Annotated in this window: 18 protein-coding genes; 11 read left to right on the top strand and 7 right to left on the bottom strand. The window is 72.4% G+C overall.

Annotated features, from left to right (window positions below; all coding sequences use genetic code 11):
- Nucleotides 1-6: 6 nt before the first annotated feature.
- Nucleotides 7-642 carry a TIGR03085 family metal-binding protein gene (locus LGI35_RS14120; RefSeq protein ID WP_227294204.1) on the bottom strand — a complete coding sequence of 212 codons (636 nt, stop codon included), beginning with the start codon at nt 640-642 and terminating at the stop codon, nt 7-9.
- A gap of 83 nt (nt 643-725) precedes the next feature.
- Here LGI35_RS14120 and hisI point away from each other — a divergent pair, with 83 nt between their 5' ends.
- From hisI to lgt, 11 genes are all read left to right on the top strand, one after another.
- Nucleotides 726-1,100, top strand: coding sequence for a phosphoribosyl-AMP cyclohydrolase (hisI, locus tag LGI35_RS14115; RefSeq protein ID WP_100592257.1), 375 nt, complete (start codon nt 726-728; stop codon nt 1,098-1,100).
- A gap of 75 nt (nt 1,101-1,175) precedes the next feature.
- The gene (locus LGI35_RS14110; protein WP_227294203.1) at nt 1,176-2,657 is read left to right on the top strand and encodes an anthranilate synthase component I; all 1,482 of its coding nucleotides are present in this window, start codon (nt 1,176-1,178) and stop codon (nt 2,655-2,657) included.
- A gap of 22 nt (nt 2,658-2,679) precedes the next feature.
- Entirely contained in the window at nt 2,680-3,336 is a 657-nt protein-coding gene (locus LGI35_RS14105) for a TIGR02234 family membrane protein (RefSeq protein WP_116502609.1), read from the top strand.
- 141 nt (nt 3,337-3,477) lie between these two features.
- A complete protein-coding gene (locus LGI35_RS14100) occupies nt 3,478-3,720 on the top strand; it encodes an HGxxPAAW family protein (protein ID WP_227294202.1) in 243 nt (80 codons plus the stop codon).
- Nucleotides 3,721-3,835: 115 nt separating this feature from the next.
- A complete protein-coding gene (locus LGI35_RS14095) occupies nt 3,836-4,282 on the top strand; it encodes a DUF2752 domain-containing protein (protein WP_227294201.1) in 447 nt (148 codons plus the stop codon).
- Nucleotides 4,283-4,428: 146 nt separating this feature from the next.
- Nucleotides 4,429-5,238 (top strand): indole-3-glycerol phosphate synthase TrpC, encoded by an 810-nt coding sequence (gene trpC, locus LGI35_RS14090; RefSeq protein WP_116502611.1) that lies wholly within the window; start codon nt 4,429-4,431, stop codon nt 5,236-5,238.
- A gap of 8 nt (nt 5,239-5,246) precedes the next feature.
- Nucleotides 5,247-5,393 (top strand): tryptophan biosynthesis modulator TrpM, encoded by a 147-nt coding sequence (trpM, locus tag LGI35_RS46600; RefSeq protein WP_368080809.1) that lies wholly within the window; start codon nt 5,247-5,249, stop codon nt 5,391-5,393.
- Nucleotides 5,394-5,498: 105 nt separating this feature from the next.
- Complete coding sequence (trpB, locus tag LGI35_RS14085) at nt 5,499-6,785, top strand: tryptophan synthase subunit beta (RefSeq protein ID WP_227294200.1); 1,287 nt, start codon at nt 5,499-5,501, stop codon at nt 6,783-6,785.
- Nucleotides 6,782-7,597: a tryptophan synthase subunit alpha gene (gene trpA, locus LGI35_RS14080; RefSeq protein WP_227294199.1), complete on the top strand. Its 816-nt coding sequence runs from the start codon at nt 6,782-6,784 to the stop codon at nt 7,595-7,597. The genes trpB and trpA overlap by 4 nt, the downstream gene beginning before the upstream one ends.
- 93 nt (nt 7,598-7,690) lie before the next feature.
- Complete coding sequence (locus tag LGI35_RS14075; RefSeq protein ID WP_227294198.1) at nt 7,691-8,470, top strand: DsbA family protein; 780 nt, start codon at nt 7,691-7,693, stop codon at nt 8,468-8,470.
- Between the two features lie 90 nt (nt 8,471-8,560).
- On the top strand, nt 8,561-9,589 hold the full coding sequence (lgt, locus tag LGI35_RS14070) for a prolipoprotein diacylglyceryl transferase (protein WP_227294197.1): 1,029 nt from the start codon (nt 8,561-8,563) through the stop codon (nt 9,587-9,589).
- A 74-nt stretch (nt 9,590-9,663) separates the two neighbouring features.
- On the opposite strand, the gene LGI35_RS14065 is transcribed toward lgt, so the two are convergent.
- From LGI35_RS14065 to LGI35_RS14040, 6 genes are all read right to left on the bottom strand, one after another.
- Entirely contained in the window at nt 9,664-10,500 is an 837-nt protein-coding gene (locus tag LGI35_RS14065) for an HpcH/HpaI aldolase/citrate lyase family protein (RefSeq protein WP_227294196.1), read from the bottom strand.
- Nucleotides 10,497-11,759 (bottom strand): CaiB/BaiF CoA transferase family protein, encoded by a 1,263-nt coding sequence (locus LGI35_RS14060; protein ID WP_227294195.1) that lies wholly within the window; start codon nt 11,757-11,759, stop codon nt 10,497-10,499. The genes LGI35_RS14065 and LGI35_RS14060 overlap by 4 nt, the downstream gene beginning before the upstream one ends.
- Complete coding sequence (locus tag LGI35_RS14055) at nt 11,756-13,246, bottom strand: ADP-ribosylglycohydrolase family protein (RefSeq protein WP_227294194.1); 1,491 nt, start codon at nt 13,244-13,246, stop codon at nt 11,756-11,758. The genes LGI35_RS14060 and LGI35_RS14055 overlap by 4 nt, the downstream gene beginning before the upstream one ends.
- Nucleotides 13,246-14,454 carry an ADP-ribosylglycohydrolase family protein gene (locus LGI35_RS14050; protein WP_227294193.1) on the bottom strand — a complete coding sequence of 403 codons (1,209 nt, stop codon included), beginning with the start codon at nt 14,452-14,454 and terminating at the stop codon, nt 13,246-13,248. The genes LGI35_RS14055 and LGI35_RS14050 overlap by 1 nt, the downstream gene beginning before the upstream one ends.
- The gene (locus tag LGI35_RS14045) at nt 14,454-15,653 is read right to left on the bottom strand and encodes an ADP-ribosylglycohydrolase family protein (RefSeq protein ID WP_227294192.1); all 1,200 of its coding nucleotides are present in this window, start codon (nt 15,651-15,653) and stop codon (nt 14,454-14,456) included. The genes LGI35_RS14050 and LGI35_RS14045 overlap by 1 nt, the downstream gene beginning before the upstream one ends.
- Nucleotides 15,654-16,301: 648 nt before the next feature.
- Nucleotides 16,302-17,393: an ADP-ribosylglycohydrolase family protein gene (locus LGI35_RS14040; RefSeq protein ID WP_227294191.1), complete on the bottom strand. Its 1,092-nt coding sequence runs from the start codon at nt 17,391-17,393 to the stop codon at nt 16,302-16,304.
- Nucleotides 17,394-17,668: the final 275 nt, after the last annotated feature.

Genomic DNA, 17,668 nt, shown 5'->3' with positions numbered 1-17,668 from the left:
CCCGCCTCAGATCCCGAGCTGCTTCGCCTCGTGCAGTTTCCCGATCGCGTCCTTCTCGCCTTCCGTCTCCACCCGCGCCGCGTCCTGCCGGCCGAACGCGAACATCAGCAGCTCGCCGGGCTCACCGGTCACCGTCACCACGGGCGCGCCCTTGTGCGCCACCACCGTCCGGCCGTCCGGGCGGCGCAGAACCAGGCCGACCGGCGACTTGCGGCCGACCACGCGGGCCATCCGCTCGAGGCGAGACCACAGCACGTCCGCGAAGACCGGGTCGAGCTCGCGCGGCGTCCAGTCCGGCTGCGCGCGGCGTACGTCCTCCGTATGGACGTAGAACTCGACCGCGTTCGACGCCTCGTCGATCTGCTTGAGGGAGAACGGCGAGTAGCGCGGCGGTCCCGTCCTGATCAGCTGGATCAGCTCGTCGTAGGGCTTCTCGGCGAACTCGGCCTGCACCCGCTCCAGACGCTGCGCCAGCTGCTTGATCAGGATCCCGCCCGCGGCGTCCGCACGGCGCTCGCGCACCACCACATGGGCCGCGAGATCACGGGCGGTCCAGCCCTCGCAGAGGGTCGGGGCGTCGGGGCCCGCCGCCTCCAACAGGTCGGCGAGGAGAAGTCGTTCACGCTTTGCATGGGTCGACATACGGCCAGCCTACGACCGCCCGACCGGTCCGCCCAGTGGACGCCCGCCCGAAAGGGCACGCGGGGCGCGGCACAATGGTCCCCATGACCAGCACGCCCCCGCCCAGCAGCCTCGACCCCGCCGTCGCCGCCCGCCTCAAGCGCAGCGCCGACGGCCTGGTCCCCGCGATCGCCCAGCAGTACGACACCGGCGAGGTGCTCATGCTCGGCTGGATGGACGACGAGGCGCTGCACCGCACGCTGACGACGGGCCGCTGCACGTACTGGTCCCGCAGCCGCCAGGAGTACTGGGTCAAGGGCGACACGTCCGGTCACTTCCAGCACGTGAAGTCGGTCGCCCTCGACTGTGACGCGGACACCCTCCTGGTGAAGGTCGACCAGGTCGGCGCGGCCTGCCACACCGGTGACCGCACCTGCTTCGACGCGGGCGAGCTGACGGTGACCGGCACCGGCGCCTGAGACCACCGCCCCGCCGCCCGTTCCACGGACCGGGCGGCGCACCGGACCTGCCCGGACACGGCCTAAGCTCTTCCTATGGATCTCGAGACCTTCCGCAAGCTCGCGACCGACCGCCGAGTGATCCCCGTGAGCCGCAAGCTCCTCGCGGACGGCGACACCCCCGTCGGTCTGTACCGCAAGCTGGCCGGTGAACGCCCCGGCACGTTCCTCCTGGAATCCGCGGAGAACGGCCGCTCGTGGTCCCGCTACTCCTTCGTCGGCGTCCGCTCGGCCGGCACCCTCACGACCCGCGACGGCGAGGCGCACTGGCTCGGCACCCCGCCCGTGGGCGTCCCCACCCACGGCGACCCGCTCGCCGCCCTGCGCGCCACCGTCGAGACCCTCCACACCCCCCGCTACGAGGGCCTGCCCCCGTTCACCGGCGGCATGGTCGGCTACCTCGGCTACGACATCGTGCGCCGCCTGGAGAAGATCGGCCCCGGCGAGCGCGACGACCTGCAGCTTCCCGAGCTGACGATGCTGCTCACCAGCGACCTCGCCGTCCTCGACCACTGGGACGGCTCGGTCCTGCTGATCGCCAACGCGATCAACCACAACGACCTCGACACCGGCGTCGACGAGGCCTACGCGGACGCCGTGGCCCGCCTCGACGCGATGGAGGCCGACCTCTCCCGGCCCGTCGTCCAGGCCCCCGCCGCGCTCCCGCCCTCCGAAGTCCCTGAGTTCACCGCTCTGTGGGGCGGCACGGACTACCAGGAGGCCGTCGAGGACATCAAGGAGCGCATCCGGGCCGGCGAGGCCTTCCAGGTCGTGCCCTCGCAGCGCTTCGAGACGCCCTGCACGGCCGGCGCGCTCGACGTCTACCGGGTGCTGCGCGCCACCAACCCGTCGCCGTACATGTACCTGTTCCGCTTCGACGGGTTCGACGTGGTCGGCTCGTCGCCGGAGGCCCTCGTCAAGGTCGAGGACGGGCGCGCCATGGTGCACCCCATCGCCGGGACCCGGCATCGCGGCGAGACCCCCCAGGAGGACCAGGCGCTCGCCGACGAGCTCCTGGCCGACCCCAAGGAGCGCGCCGAGCACCTGATGCTCGTCGACCTCGGCCGCAACGACCTCGGCCGCGTCTGCGAACCGGGCTCCGTCGAGGTCGTCGACTTCATGTCCGTCGAGCGGTACTCGCACGTCATGCACATCGTGTCCACCGTCACCGGCCGGGTCGCCCCGGGCACCACCGCCTTCGACGTCCTCACCGCCTGCTTCCCCGCGGGCACCCTCTCGGGCGCGCCCAAGCCGCGCGCGATGCAGATCATCGACGAGCTCGAACCCTCCCGGCGCGGTCTGTACGGCGGATGTGTCGGATATCTCGACTTCGCCGGGGACTCCGACACGGCCATCGCCATCCGCACCGCGCTCCTGCGCGACAACACGGCATATGTGCAGGCCGGAGCGGGTATCGTCGCCGACTCCGATCCCGTCGCCGAAGACACCGAGTGCCGCAACAAGGCGGCGGCGGTGCTGCGCGCGGTGCACACGGCCAACCGGATGCACGGCGCCTGACGGCGTGGGGGATAGTGGAGAGGTGACTTCCGCAGTGCCATCCCCCCGAACCGAAGCCGGGACCGCCTCCCCGGAGACGGCCGCCGCGCGCAACGGCCGCCGCAGCCTCGCCGCCGCGCTCCTGTTCGGCGCCGTCGGCGCGGCGGTGGCCCTGCTCTCCTCGCGACAGGAGTGGGCCTCCGGGTCCGCGACCGTGCCGGGCGGCAGCTTCCCGCTCGCCGCGAAGGGCAGTGACGTCACCGGAGTGCCCGCGGCCCTCGCCATAGTGGGGCTCGCCGCCCTCGTCGCCGTCTTCGCGGTCCGCCGCGCCGGGCGCACGCTCGTCGCCGGGCTCCTCGCGCTCAGCGGCGCGGGCGCCGTCGTCGCGGCCGTCCTCGGCGCCGGCGACAGCGCGGCCCTCGACGAGAAGGCCGCCGAGGTCTCCGGCAACACCGCCGCCACCATCGGCTCCCTCGGCCACACCGTATGGCCGTACGTCGGTGCCGCCGGCGGCGCCCTCATCCTCCTGGCCGGCCTGCTCGCCCTGCGCTACGGCCGTTCCTGGCCGTCGATGGGCGGCCGCTACGAGCGTGACGGCACGCCGCGGCCCCGCAAGGCGGCCCGTCCCGTCGACCCGGAGCGCCCCGAGGAGCTGTGGAAGGCCCTCGACCGGGGCGAGGACCCCACACACGAGGCATAGCGGGGCCCCGGACCCCGAGTGCCGCCCATGCCCGCGAGTGCGGGACAATGGGCACGAGCGTCCGGCTCACCACCCAGCGCGGTGCCACGCGCGGGACACGGGGCCGGGCATCAGCCACGCATTGAGCAACGAGGAGCAACCATGGCGGACAGCAGCCACGGACACACCCCGGCCGCCTGGACCGGTGTCATCATCGCCTTCATCGGTTTCTGCGTCGCGGGCGCCTTCATGGTGATGGGCAACCCCGTCGGCTTCTGGGCGGGCATGGCCCTGCTCGCCATCGCCGCGGTCGTCGGCGGCGCCATGAGCGCCGCGGGTCTCGGCAAGCCGAAGCCGCAGTCGCTGCCGGCCGTCTCGCCCGAGGTCGTTGCCGCGGAGGCCTGAGCCTCACCCACGTCGTGAGAGGCGGTCCGGCACCAGGTGCCGGACCGCCTCTCACGCTTTTCCGAGCGCTGCGCGCCGACGGGCGGACCCGGCGGGCCCGTTGCACAATTCACGGGTGAACGCCGAAACGGACACCTCCGCGGCCACCCTGACCAGCGGCGCCGGCGGTGCGCTGCGGCGGCTGGCCGTCCCCGCGGGTGTCCTCGCCGCGGTCGGTGCGGGCTTCGCGTACGTCGGGTCCGTCGACCCGAACGAGCCGGGCCACTACCCCGCCTGCCCGCTGCTCCACTACACGGGGATCTACTGCCCCGGCTGCGGCGGTCTGCGCAGCGCCCACGCACTCGTCCACGGCGACCTCACGGCCGCTCTGGGGGACAACGTGCTCGCCGTGGCGGGCTATGCCCTCTTCGCCGTCCTGTGGGCCGTATGGGCCGTACGGGTGGCACGGGGACTGCCCGTACGAATCGATCTCGGACGCCGCCACCTGTGGGCCGTGGGCGCCGTGGTCCTTGTCTTCACGGTTGTCCGGAACCTGCCCCTAGGTGGCTGGCTCCACCCTTGATCAACAGTATTTGTCCAGGTAGTGGGACCGGCGTCAACCGGATGCGGAGCCTTCGTCCTCCTCCGGATATCATCACTGTGACCAGTGGATTGCTCTTCGGGGCAATCTGCTTCCACCGCTCCACCGTCAGGAAGGGGGCCGCTCGCGTGAGTGTGCTCGACGAGATCATCGACGGAGTCCGTGCCGACCTCGCGGAGCGGCAGGCGCGCGTCAGCCTCGACGAGCTCAAGGAGCGCGCGGCCAAGGCACCCGCCGCCAAGGACGGTGTGGCCGCCCTGCGCGGCGACGGCGTCAAGGTGATCTGCGAGGTCAAGCGTTCCAGCCCGTCCAAGGGCGCGCTCGCCGCGATCGCCGACCCGGCCGGCCTCGCCGCCGACTACGAGGCGGGCGGCGCGGCCGTCATCTCCGTACTGACCGAGCAGCGCCGGTTCGGCGGTTCGCTCGCCGACCTGGAGGCCGTGCGCGCCAAGGTCGACATCCCGATCCTGCGCAAGGACTTCATCGTCACCTCGTACCAGCTGTGGGAGGCCAGGGCGTACGGCGCCGACCTCGCGCTGCTGATCGTGGCCGCCCTGGAGCAGCCCGCCCTCGAGTCGCTCATCGAGCGCGCGGAGTCCATCGGGCTCACGCCGCTCGTCGAGGTGCACGACGAGGACGAGGTGGAGCGCGCCGTGGACGCGGGCGCCCGCATCATCGGCGTGAACGCGCGCAACCTCAAGACGCTCAAGGTCGACCGCGACACGTTCGAGCAGGTCGCCCCGGAGATCCCCGACCACATCGTCAAGATCGCCGAGTCGGGCGTGCGAGGCCCGCACGACCTCATCGCGTACGCCAACGCGGGCGCCGACGCCGTCCTCGTGGGCGAGTCCCTGGTGACCGGCCGCGACCCGCGCACCGCGGTCTCCGACCTGGTCGCCGCGGGCGCCCACCCCGCCCTGCGCCACGGCAGGAGCTGACCTCCCCGATGGCCATCGCCGCCCGCCTCGCACCCGGCTGCCGCCCCCGCGGCTGCCGGGCGCCGGCGCGGCGTGTGCACGGGCGCCGGGTGCGTTACGTCATCGGTGACGAGCCCGGTCAGGTCAACGGGATGCGATGGTGCTGCGCCCCATAAGGGGCGCGGGGAACGGCGCGGGTGGCCACATGCGGCCCGCCGCCGAAACATGACCCCGCCCCCATGGCGCGTAGTGTCCACACCACTCACACCATGAGGTTTCGCATGCCCAGCAACTTCTTCATTCCCGACCCCGAGGGTCAGGTCCCCACCAGCGAGGGGTACTTCGGCGCGTTCGGCGGCAAGTTCATCCCGGAGGCGCTCGTCGCCGCCGTCGACGAGGTCGCCGTCGAGTACGACAAGGCCAAGAACGACCCGGCCTTCGCCGCCGAGCTCGACGACCTGCTCGTCAACTACACGGGACGGCCCAGCTCCCTCACCGAAGTGCCCCGGTTCGCCGAGCACGCCGGTGGCGTCCGGATGTTCCTCAAGCGCGAGGACCTCAACCACACCGGCTCGCACAAGATCAACAACGTGCTCGGCCAGGCGCTCCTCACCAAGCGCATGGGCAAGACGCGCGTCATCGCCGAGACCGGCGCCGGCCAGCACGGCGTGGCCACCGCCACCGCCTGCGCGCTGTTCGGTCTCGAGTGCACCATCTACATGGGCGAGATCGACACCGAGCGCCAGGCGCTCAACGTGGCGCGCATGCGGATGCTCGGCGCCGAGGTCGTCGCCGTGAAGTCCGGCAGCCGGACCCTCAAGGACGCCATCAACGAGGCGTTCCGCGACTGGGTCGCCAACGTCGACCGCACGCACTACCTCTTCGGGACCGTCGCGGGACCGCACCCCTTCCCGGCGATGGTCCGCGACTTCCACCGCGTCATCGGCGTCGAGGCCCGCCGCCAGATCCTGGAGCGCGCCGGACGCCTGCCCGACGCGGCCGTGGCCTGCGTCGGCGGCGGCTCGAACGCCATCGGCCTCTTCCACGCCTTCATCCCCGACGCCGACGTGCGCCTCATCGGCTGCGAGCCGGCCGGCCACGGCCTCGAGACCGGCGAGCACGCCGCGACGCTGACCGCGGGCGAGCCCGGCATCCTGCACGGCTCACGCTCGTACGTCCTCCAGGACGACGAGGGGCAGATCACCGAGCCGTACTCGATCTCTGCGGGCCTCGACTACCCGGGCATCGGCCCCGAGCACGCCTTCCTCAAGGACAGCGGCCGTGGCGAGTACCGCGCGGTCACCGACGACGCCGCCATGCAGGCCCTGCGCCTGCTCTCGCGCACCGAGGGCATCATCCCGGCCATCGAGAGCGCCCACGCGCTCGCCGGAGCCATCGAGGTCGGCAAGGAGCTCGGCAAGGACGGGCTGATGATCGTCAACCTGTCCGGGCGCGGCGACAAGGACATGGACACGGCCGCCCGTTACTTCGGCCTGTACGACACCGACGCCGCCGTCGCGGCGGACGCGGCCGGGACCGGCGCGGAGATCGAGGGAGACGCCAAGTGAGCGGCAACATCCAGCTGTTGAACGACACCCTCGCCGCCGCGCGCGCCGAGGGCCGCTCCGCCCTCATCGCCTACCTCCCGGCCGGGTTCCCGACCGTGGACGGCGGCATCGAGGCGATCAAGGCCGTCTTCGACGGCGGCGCCGACGTCGTGGAGGTCGGGCTGCCGCACAGCGACCCCGTCCTCGACGGCCCCGTCATCCAGACCGCGGACGACATCGCGCTGCGCGGCGGCGTGCGGATCGCCGACGTCATGCGCACGGTCCGCGAGGCCCACGCGGCGACCGGCAAGCCGGTCCTCGTCATGACGTACTGGAACCCCATCGACCGCTACGGCATCGAGCGGTTCACCGCCGAGCTCGCGGAGGCGGGCGGCGCGGGCTGCATCCTGCCCGACCTGCCCGTCCAGGAGTCGGCGACCTGGAGGGAGCACGCGGACAAGCACGGCCTCGGGACCGTCTTCGTCGTCGCCCCCAGCAGCAAGGACGAGCGCCTCGCGACGATCACCGCCGCGGGCTCCGGCTTCGTGTACGCCGCCTCCTTGATGGGCGTCACCGGCACCCGCGAGTCCGTCGGCAACCAGGCCCAGGACCTCGTGCGCCGCACCAAGGCCACCACCGACCTGCCGGTCTGCGTCGGCCTCGGCGTCTCGAACGCGAAGCAGGCGGCGGAGGTCGCCGGGTTCGCCGACGGGGTCATCGTCGGCTCGGCGTTCGTGAAGCTGATGCTGGACGCGGACGACGAGGCCGCCGGACTCGCCGCCGTGCGGGCACTCGCGGCGGACCTCGCGGACGGGGTGCGCGTCAAGGCGTGAGCCATGACGTCGTCACCCATCGCGTCGTAACCCGTATGGGTGGACCTGGGACCGGGGAGGCACGCTCGTGCCTCCCCGGTTCGTTTGGCGGGTGTGAGCGAGAAGAACCGTGAGGGAAAGCGCACCGCCCGGGACCGGCTGGCGGAGGAGCGCGAGAAGCAGAGATCCAAGGACAGGCGCCGCAGAGGCTTGATCGTCGGGGGCGCCGTCGTGGGTGTCCTCGCGCTGGCCGCCGTGATCGGCGTGATCGCGGCGAATTCCGGTGACGACAAGACCGCCGCCTCGGGTCCCGTGGTCGCCCCGCAGGGCGCGATCGGCAAGGACAGCCTCGCGATCCCGGTCGGCAAGGACAGCGCGAAGTCGACACTCACGGTGTGGGAAGACTTCCGCTGCCCCGCGTGCAAGGCCTTCGAGGACGCCTACCGCACGACGATCCACGAGCTGACCGACTCCGGACAGCTCAAGGTCGAGTACCACCTGGCCACCCTCATCGACAAGAACATGGGCGGCACCGGCTCCCTGCGCGCGGCGAACGCGGCGGCGTGTGCCCAGGACGCCGGGAAGTTCCCCGCGTTCCACGACGTCCTCTACGAGAACCAGCCTCCGGAGACCGACGACGCCTTCGCCGACAACGGCAAGCTGATCGCGCTGGCCGGCAAGGTCGGCGGCCTCGTGACGCCGGACTTCAAGAAGTGTGTCGACGACGGCAGCCACGACAGCTGGGTCAAGAAGTCGAACCAGGCGTTCCAGGACGGCGGCTTCCAGGGCACACCGACGGTGCTCCTGAACGGGAAGAACGTGTTCGGCGACCAGGCCAACCCGCTGACCCCCGCGAAGCTGAAGCAGATGGTGCAGGCGGCCGACAAGCAGTAGGAGCGGCCGCGGACGCGGGGGTCTCGTTATGGACCCGTAGCCGGGCTGGTTGCCGCCGCCACGGCCCGGCACGGTAGCGTCGACATTGCCATGACTCTTGCCTTCATCCCCAGCCCGGCTCACGGAGTGGTCTATCTCGGACCCATTCCGCTGCGCGGCTACGCGTTCTGCATCATCATCGGCGTCTTCGTGGCCGTATGGCTCGGCAACAAGCGCTGGATCGCCCGCGGCGGGCGGTCCGGCACCGTTGCCGACATCGCGGTCTGGGCCGTGCCGTTCGGCCTCGTCGGCGGCCGGCTCTACCACGTGATCACGGACTACGAGCTGTACTTCAGCGAGGGCCGTGACTGGGTGGACGCCTTCAAGATCTGGGAGGGCGGCCTCGGGATCTGGGGCGCCATCGCGCTCGGCGCGGTGGGCGCGTGGATCGGGTGCCGCAGGCGCGGTATCCCGCTCCCCGCGTACGCCGACGCCATCGCGCCCGGCATCGCCATCGCGCAGGCCATCGGCCGCTGGGGCAACTGGTTCAACCAGGAGCTGTACGGCAAGCCCACCGACCTGCCGTGGGCCCTGAAGATCACGTCGTCGGCGGACGGGCGCGTGCCGGGCACGTACCACCCGACCTTCCTGTACGAGTCCCTGTGGTGCATCGGTGTCGCGCTGCTCGTGATCTGGGCGGACCGCCGCTTCAAGCTCGGCCACGGACGCGCCTTCGCGCTCTACGTCGCCGCGTACTGCGTGGGCCGCTTCTGGATCGAGTACATGCGCGTCGACGACGCCCACCACATCCTCGGCCTGCGGCTCAACGACTGGACCGCGATGGGTGTCTTCCTGCTCGCGGTGATCTACATCGTGATCTCGGCGAAGATCCGCCCCGGCCGCGAAGCGATCGTGGAGCCGGGCGCCGGTGACGACGACGCGGGCACGGACACGGCCAAGGCCGAGGGCGACGACGCCGATCCCCGGGACAAGGCCGAGGTCAAGGCGGAGGACGAGGCAGCGGGCGACGATGCCGAGTCCACCACGGCGGCCGAGGACGAGGCCGCCGTCAAGGACGAGGCCGCCGACAAGGACGAGGCCAACGGTGAGGCAGGGGCCACGAAGGCCGGGAAGAGCTAGCCGAGCCTCACCGCCCAGACGTCGACGGGGGCGCCGGATCGCATCGATCCGGCGCCCCCGTCGCTCTGTCCCGGTCAGCCCCCGCGACGGCGGGAGGCCAGCGTGAGCACCCGGCGCGCGTCCGACACGATCGCCGCGTCGACGAAGCGGCCGTCGGGCAGCGCCAGGGCCCCCGCCTCCGTGGCGGCGGCGCCGACGACCTCCGTCGCCGCGTCGACCTCCGCCGCCGTCGGCAGGAACGCCGCCTCGATGACGGGGAGCTGGCGGGGATGGATCGCCATACGGCCGAAGAAGCCGAGCGCCCGGCCGTGCGAACAGGAGCGGGCCAGGCCCACCGTGTCGCGGACGTCCGGGTAGACGGACTGCGGAGGCGGGGGGAGTGCCGCGGCGCGCGCGGCGACGACGGCCCGCCCGCGTGGCCACGCCAGCCCCTCGCCGTTCGTCACGCCGAGCTCCGCCCGCAGATCCGCCTCGCCCAGCGCGATGCCCCGTACGCTCGGATGCCGCGCGATCTCGTACGCCTGCTCGACGCCGAGCGCCGACTCCAGGAGGGCGTACAGGGGCGGCACCTCGACCGACCAGTCCGAGACACGGTCCAGGTCGGCGGGGCCGTGGACCTTGGGGAGACGCAGGGCGCCGAGGCCCGGGAGCGGGGTGAGCCGTCTGACCTCGGACTCGGCGCGCGGCGAGTGCAGCGCGTTGACCCGCACATGCACCGGCACCGGGTGCTTCTCGGCGAGCAGCTCGGCGGTGGCGTCGAGGGCGTACGTCTTGCGGTCGGGAGCGACCGCGTCCTCCAGGTCGATCAGGACCACGTCGGCGCCCGAGTCGAGCGCCTTCGCCACCACCTCCGGCCGGTCGCCCGGGGCGTAGAGCCAGGTCAGGAATGTCTCGTAGGACTGGGCGGTCACAGGGCGCCCGCTTCGCGGAGGGTGCTGATCTCCGAGGGGGAAAGACCGAGGCCCGTAAGGATCTCGTCCGTGTCGGCGCCGTGGGGGCGGCCGGCCCATTTGATCGCGCCGGGGGTCTCGGAGAGGCGGAACAGCACGTTCTGCATCCTGACCGTGCCCAGCTCGGGGTCGGGCACCTCGGTGATCGAGTCGAGCGCCTGGTACTGCTCGTCGTCCATCACGTCGCGGATGTCGAAGACGGGGGCGATGGCGGCCTCCGCCTTCTCGAAGGCCGCGAGGACGTCGTCCCGCGAGTGCCGGTTGATCCAGGCGCCGACCGCGGCGTCGAGTTCGTCGGCGTGGCCCGCGCGGCCCGACCCCGTCTCGAACCACGGCTCGTCGATCAGCTCGGGGCGGCCGACCAGGCGCATCACGCGCTCGGCGATCGACTGGGCGGACGTGGAGACCGCCACCCACTTGTCGTCGCTCGTGCGGTAGGTGTTGCGCGGGGCGTTGTTCGTGGACCGGTTCCCGGTGCGCGGCTGTACGTAGCCGAGCTGGTCGTACCAGATGGGCTGCGGGCCGAGGACCGTCAGCATCGGCTCGATGATCGCCATGTCGACGACCTGGCCCCGCCCCGTCCGCTCGCGGCCCTGGAGCGCGGCCATCACCGCGTACGACGTGGAGAGGGCGGCGATCGAGTCCGCGAGGCCGAACGGCGGGAGCGTCGGGGGGCCGTCGGGCTCGCCCGTGAGCGCCGCGAAGCCGCTCATCGCCTCGGCGAGCGTGCCGAATCCCGGGCGCCGCGAGTACGGCCCGAACTGGCCGAAGGCGGTGACGCGGGTGAGTACCAGGCGCGGGTTGGCGGCGTTCAGCTCCTCCCAGCCGAGGTTCCACTTCTCCAGGGTGCCGGGACGGAAGTTCTCGATCAGCACGTCCGCGTCCGCGACCAGCTTGAGGAGGATCTCGCGCCCGCCCGGTGTGGAGAGATCGAGGGTGATGTTCCGCTTGTTGCGGCCGAGGAGCTTCCACCACAGGCCGACGCCGTCCTTCGACGGGCCGTGGCCTCGGGACGGGTCCGGTTTACGGGGGTGCTCGACCTTGATCACGTCGGCGCCGAAGTCGCCCAGCATGGTGGCGGCGAGCGGGCCGGCGAAGAGGGTGGCCAGGTCGAGTACGCGCAGGCCCTGCAGGGGGGCGGGGCGTTGGGAGGTGGGGGTGTCGGGTGCGGGGGTGTCGGGCGTGGGGGCGGCGGTGTGCTGGTCGTGATCGGAATTCATGTGCGGGCCTCCTGAGTGAGCCTGGCCAGTTCGTCGAAGCCGATCCCGTCGAAGTCGGCGACCGAGGTCGCCAGACGGTTCTTGAGCGGGGTGGTCCAGCGGTCGTCGATCGCGTCGGGCGAGCCGGCGAGAAGTCCGGCGATCGAACCGGCGGTCGCGCCGTTCGAGTCGGTGTCCCAGCCACCCGACACCGCACGGCAGATGGACCCCGTGAAGTCGCCGTCGGCGTGGGTGAGCGCGGCGGCGAGGAGCGCCGCGTTGGGCAGGACGTGCACCCAGTGGTGGTCGTGGGCGTAGCGGGCGTGGAGCGTGTCGACCACGGACGCGAAGCCGGCCGGGGTGCCGGCGGGTTCGGCGCGGGCCGTCTCGATGCCGAAGCGGATCGCCTGGGCGTAGCGCGAGTCGGGCGGGATCACGGCGAGGCCGGCGTCGAGGGTGGTGCGGACGGTTGGGGTTGTGGGGCTGGTGGGGGCCTGGAGAGTGGCGTGGAGGGTGGGGGTGGTCCGGTGCGGCGCGGCGGTGCGGGGCGTGGTGGCGGTCGGTGCTGCCGCGTGGGCGATGGCTGCCGCTACGAACATCTCTCCGTAGACGCCGTTCGCCGTGTGCGTCAACGTCGCGTCCCTGTAGGCCAGTTCGGCCGCCCGGGCCGGGTCGCCGGGGTTCGTCCAGCCGAAGACGTCCGCGCGGATCTGGGCGCCGATCCACTCCCGGAACGGGTTGCGGTGCACCGCCGTCTCCGGGGGCTCGATGCCGTCCAGGAGATTGCGGTACGCGATGCGCTCCGCGGTGAACGTGCGGCCCGCCGGCAACTCGTCGAGCCACAGCCGCGCCACGTCCGCCGTGGTGAACTCGGCGCCGTGGCGCCGGAGCAGGAGCAGGCCGAGGAGCGGGTAGTTGAGGTCGTCGTCCTCCGGCATGCCGTCGATGTTCTCGGCTAGGGAGGTGGGGCGGGAGCGGCGGTTCCAGGGGTGGCGCTCCGCCACGTCCCTCGGGAGGTTCCGGTCCGTGAACCAGGTGTTCAAGGGCCAGTTGGACGTGGACTTCGCGATGGACCGGATGCCGTCCAGGGGGAGCTTCTCCACGGGTTTGCCCAGGAGGCAGCCGACCGCTCTGCCCAGCCAGGACGCGTGCAGGCTCTTCGTTTCGGGGATTTCCGGGGGCGCTGCCCCCAGGCCCGCGCGTCCCTTGTCCTGGAGCGCCGGACCGGCTGGTCGTGGGGTGAGCTGCTTGATCTCCGGCAAGGAGGTCGGTTCAAGTGGCCCCAGAGGGCTCTGTGTTGAGGCCAGTTCGTCCAGGAGCGTGTTCGCCAGCGCTCGTAGCCTTGGGTCCTGGGGTGGCGGTGACGCTCCCGCGCGCTCGGGGGGCGGGAGGCCGCCCGCCTCGCGCCAGCGGCGCTCCACTCCGCTTGCGTCCCGGCCGTCCTGGGCCGCCTGGCGCAGTTCGTGGCCGAGCAGGTCCTCGGGCTGGACCCAGGTGAGGCGCAGCATCACGACCCCGCGGTCGCGGTGAGTTCGGCGAACGCCGCCTCGTGGGACCGGCGGCGGGTCAGGTCCTTGGCGAAGACCTCGCGCGTGACCCGGGCCAGCGAGGCCGCCGGTGTGTGCAGGTCGAGCCTGCTCGCGCGGGCCACCTCCCCGCTCCACTCCCGTGGCACCGCCGACTCCCCGTACAGCGCGCCCACGATCGCACCGCTCATCGTCGCGATCGAGTCGCAGTCACGGCCGTAGTTGACCGAGCCGAGGACCGTCTGCCGGAAATCGCCTCGGCCGACCAGGAGCATCCCGAGCGCGATCGGCAGCTCCTCGATCGCGTGCAGCCGGGACGGGCGGCGCGCCCCGAGCGACGGCTTGCGGTACTCCGGGCCGACCGTGTCGAACGGCGTGACCGCCTCCCGCAGCGGTCCCAGCGCGTCCTCGAAGTCCGTGTGGTCGCGTGCCACTTCGCACACCGCCTCGATCGCCGACCGTGTGCCGTCCTTCGCGAGAGCCAGCGCCTCCTCGACCACCGACTCCGGCGTCGCATCCGGCCTGAACGCCGCGGCGACCGCCGCCGCGAAGACGCCCGCCGCCTCCCTGCCGTACGACGACTGGTGCGCGCCCGCCACGTCCAGCGCCTCCTCGTACGCCCTGCCGGGGTTGCCCGCGTTCACCGCTCCCACCGGAGCCATGTACATCGCCGCGCCGCAGTTCACGATGTTGCCCACGCCCGCCTCGCGCGGGTCCACATGGCCGTAGTGGATGCGCGCCACGATCCACTTCTCGGCCAGGAAGATCCGCTGCAGCGGGAGCGCCTCCGCCTCCAACTCGGGGATCCAGCGGGTGTTGGTGATCAGGTCGGGGACGAGGTGGTCCGCGACCGCGTACGCGTCCAGGTGGTCCCGTACGTTCTCGTAGACCCGGATCAGCGCGTGCGTCATCAAGGTGTCGTCGGTGACATGACCGTCGCCCTTGTGGTACGGGGCGATCGGGCGCGCCGTACGCCAGTCGTCCTTGTGGAACGGCTCCACGATGCCGCGGACCCGGCCGCCGTGGCGCTCCGCGATCGCCTCCGGCGTCCAGCCCTCCACCGGGCCGCCCAGCGCGTCGCCCACCGCGGCGCCGAGCAGCGCTCCGGTGGTGCGGTCCTCCAGGGAGCGGGGGGTGGGGGTGGGGGTTCCTTTCGGGGTTCGCTTCGGGGTGGGTGCGGTAGTGGTCATCAGGGGCCTTTCGGTGTGGTTGCTGCCCTGGTCAGGTCTGCTGCGATGTCCACGAGGTCCGTTCCCGCCAGGCGCGGCAGTGCGCAGCCCGCGAGCCTGCGGCAGGCGTCCCGCCAGCTCGCCGGGAGCGTGTCGGCTCCGCCGATCGCTCCGGTCAGCGCGCCCGCCAGCGCCGGGGCCGAGTCCGCCACCCGCGAGAGGCACGCCGCCGTGGGTACCGCCTCCGTCACGTTGCCGCCGGCCGCGGTCGCCACGGCCAGGGCCACCGGGACCGTTTCCGCCGCCGCGATGCCGTAGCTGTAGACGTGGTCGACGATCTCGTGCTCCAGGACCGGGACCAGCGCGAACGCGTTTCCCGGCAGGCCGGGGCGGGCCGCTGCCGCCCTTCGCGCCAGGTCCACCGCGTGCAGCGCGTTGCGGCGGATCTCGGTTCCCTCGGGGAGCTGGGCCAGCGCGGCGTCCACGCAGGCGTCCACCGGCGCGCCGCCCAGCGCTGTCGCCACCGCCGCCGCCATGGCTCTGGCGCCGTGCACCCCGTCGCCGTCCTGCGTGTACCGGGCGTCGAACTCCGCCAGTTCCGCGGCGAGTTCGGGGGCGCCCGGGTGGACCACGGCCAGTACGGCCGCGCGTACGCAGGCCGCGTCGTCGAAGTAGTGAGGGTTGTCGTGTCCTGTGGCCGGGGGGCTCAGGCCCGCCGCCAGGTTGCCGAGGCCCGCTCTTACGGAGATGCGTGCCCGCATCGGCATGCGCGCCGACTCGATCTCGTCCGCCCGGGCCGTTGCCTCGGCCACCTCCGCGGCGAGGGTGTTCCAGGCGAGGGTGAGTGCCGTGCGTACGTGGTCGTCCGGGAGGAGGTTCGCGCTCTGGGCTCTCGCCTCGGCGGCGTTCAGGATCGAGGCCGCCGTGAACGCCGCCCATTCCGCGTCGTCCGACGGGCCCAGGCGCAGGGGTTCCGGGGGCTGGTTGAGCGCGATCGGTACGGGGAGCGTCGTCGTCGCGTTCTGCTCCGCGAACGTGTCCAGTTCTCGGGTCAGGCGGCGGGTCCAGTCGGGGAGGCGGGCTGCGCGGTGCCGGCCTGAGGGCCAGCCTGCGGCGTCGCCTGCGGCGATGCCGAGCAGCAGGCCCTCGATTCGGCGGGGGGTGGTGGGGGGTCCGGGGGCGCGGGGCTTTGATTCGGGTGTGGCCGTGGGGGGCGTCATGGTGTGCGGGCCTCTCCGGGGCGGGCTTGTGGGTGCGGGCCTGTTCTCGGCTTGTGGGTCGCGCCCGTTGTGGGTGTGGGCCTGTTCTCGGCTTGTGGGTCGCGCCCGTTGTGGGTGTGGGCCTGTTCTCGGCTTGTGGGTCGCGCCCGTTGTGGGTGTGGGCCTGTTCTCGGCTTGTGGGTCGCGCCCGTTGTGGGTGTGGGCCTGTTCTCGGCTTGTGGGTCGCGCCCGTTGTGGGTGTGGGCCTGTTCTCGGCTTGTGGGTCGCGCCCGTTGTGGGTGCGGGGCCGTTCTCGGCTTGTGGGTCGCGCCCGTTGTGGGTGTGGGCCTGTTCTCGGCTTGCGGCTCGCGCCCGTTGTGGGTGCGGTGCCGGGCCGGTATGTCCGTCCTCGCTTGGATGGTTCGGCGTCGGATCTCCTGCGCGTCAGTTGTGTGTGCCGGCTCCGGGCGGACATACCGGCCCGGCCCCTTCCGTTCGCGCGCGGGTGCCGGTGCGTCGGGGCCGGGGTCCGTCGGCCTCTCTGTGGGGGTGGGGCTGGGGGGTTCGGCTCGTGTGTGGGGGTGGGGGCCGGGGGTCTCGGCCCATGTACGTGGGTGGGTGCCGGGGGTCTCGGCCCATGTACGTGGGTGGGGGCCGGGTGGTGGGGCGTCACGTTGTGGCTCCCTCAGGGGGTGAGGGCTTGGGGGTCAAGGTGTCGGCGATGTCCAGGATGTGACGGCCCGTCATCGACGGGAGGCAGCTGCCTCGGACCGGGCCGATCGCCGTCGCCCAGTCGGCGGGGATCGTCCGTTCGCCGCGTAGCGCGCCGGCCAGGGCGCCCGCCACCGCGGCCGTCGTGTCCGCGTCGCGGCCCATGTTCACCGCCATCAGGACCGACTCCCTGAACTCGCCCCGGGCCGCGGCGAACGCGCCGAAGGCCAGGCCCACCGCCTCCGGGGCCAGGTCCGGCCACGGGTAGCCGCCGATCACCACGGCCCGGCGTACCTCTCGTTCCATGGAGAGCTGGGTGCCGTCGGGGTCGCGGCGGGCGCTGCGGGCCGCCGCCACCGCGCGGTGCAGCGAGCGTGCTGTCCAGGAGTCCTCGGGGATCGCGGACAGCGCTGCCTCGACCACCGTGTCCGGGTTGTGGCTCACCATCGCCGCCGCGACCCCGGCCGCCACCGCCCGGCCTCCGAGGATGCCCTCCCCGTCGTGCGACACCGAGCCGTCCACCGCGACGAGGCGTGCCGCCTCCGCCGGACGGCCCGCCGCGTACACCCCGAACGGGGCCGCCCGCATGGCGAGTCCGTCGCTCCACGCGTGGCGGTGCTGCGCCGAGATGGGTGCCGCAAGGCCCCGGCGCAGGTTCTCCAGGGTTCCTCTCTCGCTGAAGCCCGCGCCCCGGAACGGGCCCTCGTCGAGGTCGGCGATCCAGGTGTGCCAGGCCGCCTCGACCTGTCCCACGGTGAGCGCCGAACCGTGGGCCGCGAGCAGCAGGCCCGAGAAGATCGCGTACTCGGTGTCGTCCGTGCCCACCGGGTCCGGCGAGACGAACCCCTCGATACGGCCCCATCGTTCCCGGATCTGCGACGGCTTCATGTTCTCGGCGGGCGCGCCGAGCGCGTCGCCCACCGCGAGGCCGAGCAGGGCTCCCCGGGCGCGGTCCCGCAGGGAGATCGCGGCCGGCGGCCGGCGGTGCGGGACCGTGCCGAGCCTTCGGGGACCTTCCGCGCCCGGCGACGGGTCCAGGCCGACGCTCATGGCGTGTTCGGGCTCTGCGAGGTGTGGTGGGCACTCATGTGGACCTCGTGTTCTCGGTCGGCGGTGCTGTGGATGCGCGGACCACCAGGCGCGGTCTCCTCACCGCAGTCGGAAACGTTTACAGGTGTTGCGGCGATGTTTCCCCCGTCCGTCAACGCTCAGATCATGTGATCCATCTCTCGGGTGACGGTGAGGGCCGTTCGAGCGGGTGGGCAAAGCGGTCGAAAGTCCTGGTAAGTACGGCCTTCCTTGCTGGCGGGGGCCCGAATCCGTGC

This window comes from Streptomyces longhuiensis (assembly GCF_020616555.1).
In the GTDB taxonomy this organism is placed as follows: domain Bacteria; phylum Actinomycetota; class Actinomycetes; order Streptomycetales; family Streptomycetaceae; genus Streptomyces; species Streptomyces longhuiensis.
Note: the sequence above shows the minus strand (reverse complement) of the source record. Positions and strands in the feature narration are given on the sequence as shown.

Bases quoted from the DNA above. Each gene is read 5' to 3' on its own strand.
- LGI35_RS14055 (WP_227294194.1), bottom strand. From the start codon at position 13,246: ATGCTGCGCCTCACCTGGGTCCAGCCCGAGGACCTGCTCGGCCACGAA.
- LGI35_RS14110 (WP_227294203.1), top strand. From the start codon at position 1,176: ATGGATCTCGAGACCTTCCGCAAGCTCGCGACCGACCGCCGAGTGATC.
- LGI35_RS14120 (WP_227294204.1), bottom strand. From the start codon at position 642: ATGTCGACCCATGCAAAGCGTGAACGACTTCTCCTCGCCGACCTGTTG.
- trpB (WP_227294200.1), top strand. From the start codon at position 5,499: ATGCCCAGCAACTTCTTCATTCCCGACCCCGAGGGTCAGGTCCCCACC.
- hisI (WP_100592257.1), top strand. From the start codon at position 726: ATGACCAGCACGCCCCCGCCCAGCAGCCTCGACCCCGCCGTCGCCGCC.
- LGI35_RS14060 (WP_227294195.1), bottom strand. From the start codon at position 11,759: ATGAATTCCGATCACGACCAGCACACCGCCGCCCCCACGCCCGACACC.
- lgt (WP_227294197.1), top strand. From the start codon at position 8,561: ATGACTCTTGCCTTCATCCCCAGCCCGGCTCACGGAGTGGTCTATCTC.
- LGI35_RS14100 (WP_227294202.1), top strand. From the start codon at position 3,478: ATGGCGGACAGCAGCCACGGACACACCCCGGCCGCCTGGACCGGTGTC.
- LGI35_RS14045 (WP_227294192.1), bottom strand. From the start codon at position 15,653: ATGACGCCCCCCACGGCCACACCCGAATCAAAGCCCCGCGCCCCCGGA.
- trpM (WP_368080809.1), top strand. From the start codon at position 5,247: ATGGCCATCGCCGCCCGCCTCGCACCCGGCTGCCGCCCCCGCGGCTGC.
- LGI35_RS14050 (WP_227294193.1), bottom strand. From the start codon at position 14,454: ATGACCACTACCGCACCCACCCCGAAGCGAACCCCGAAAGGAACCCCC.
- LGI35_RS14040 (WP_227294191.1), bottom strand. From the start codon at position 17,393: ATGAGCGTCGGCCTGGACCCGTCGCCGGGCGCGGAAGGTCCCCGAAGG.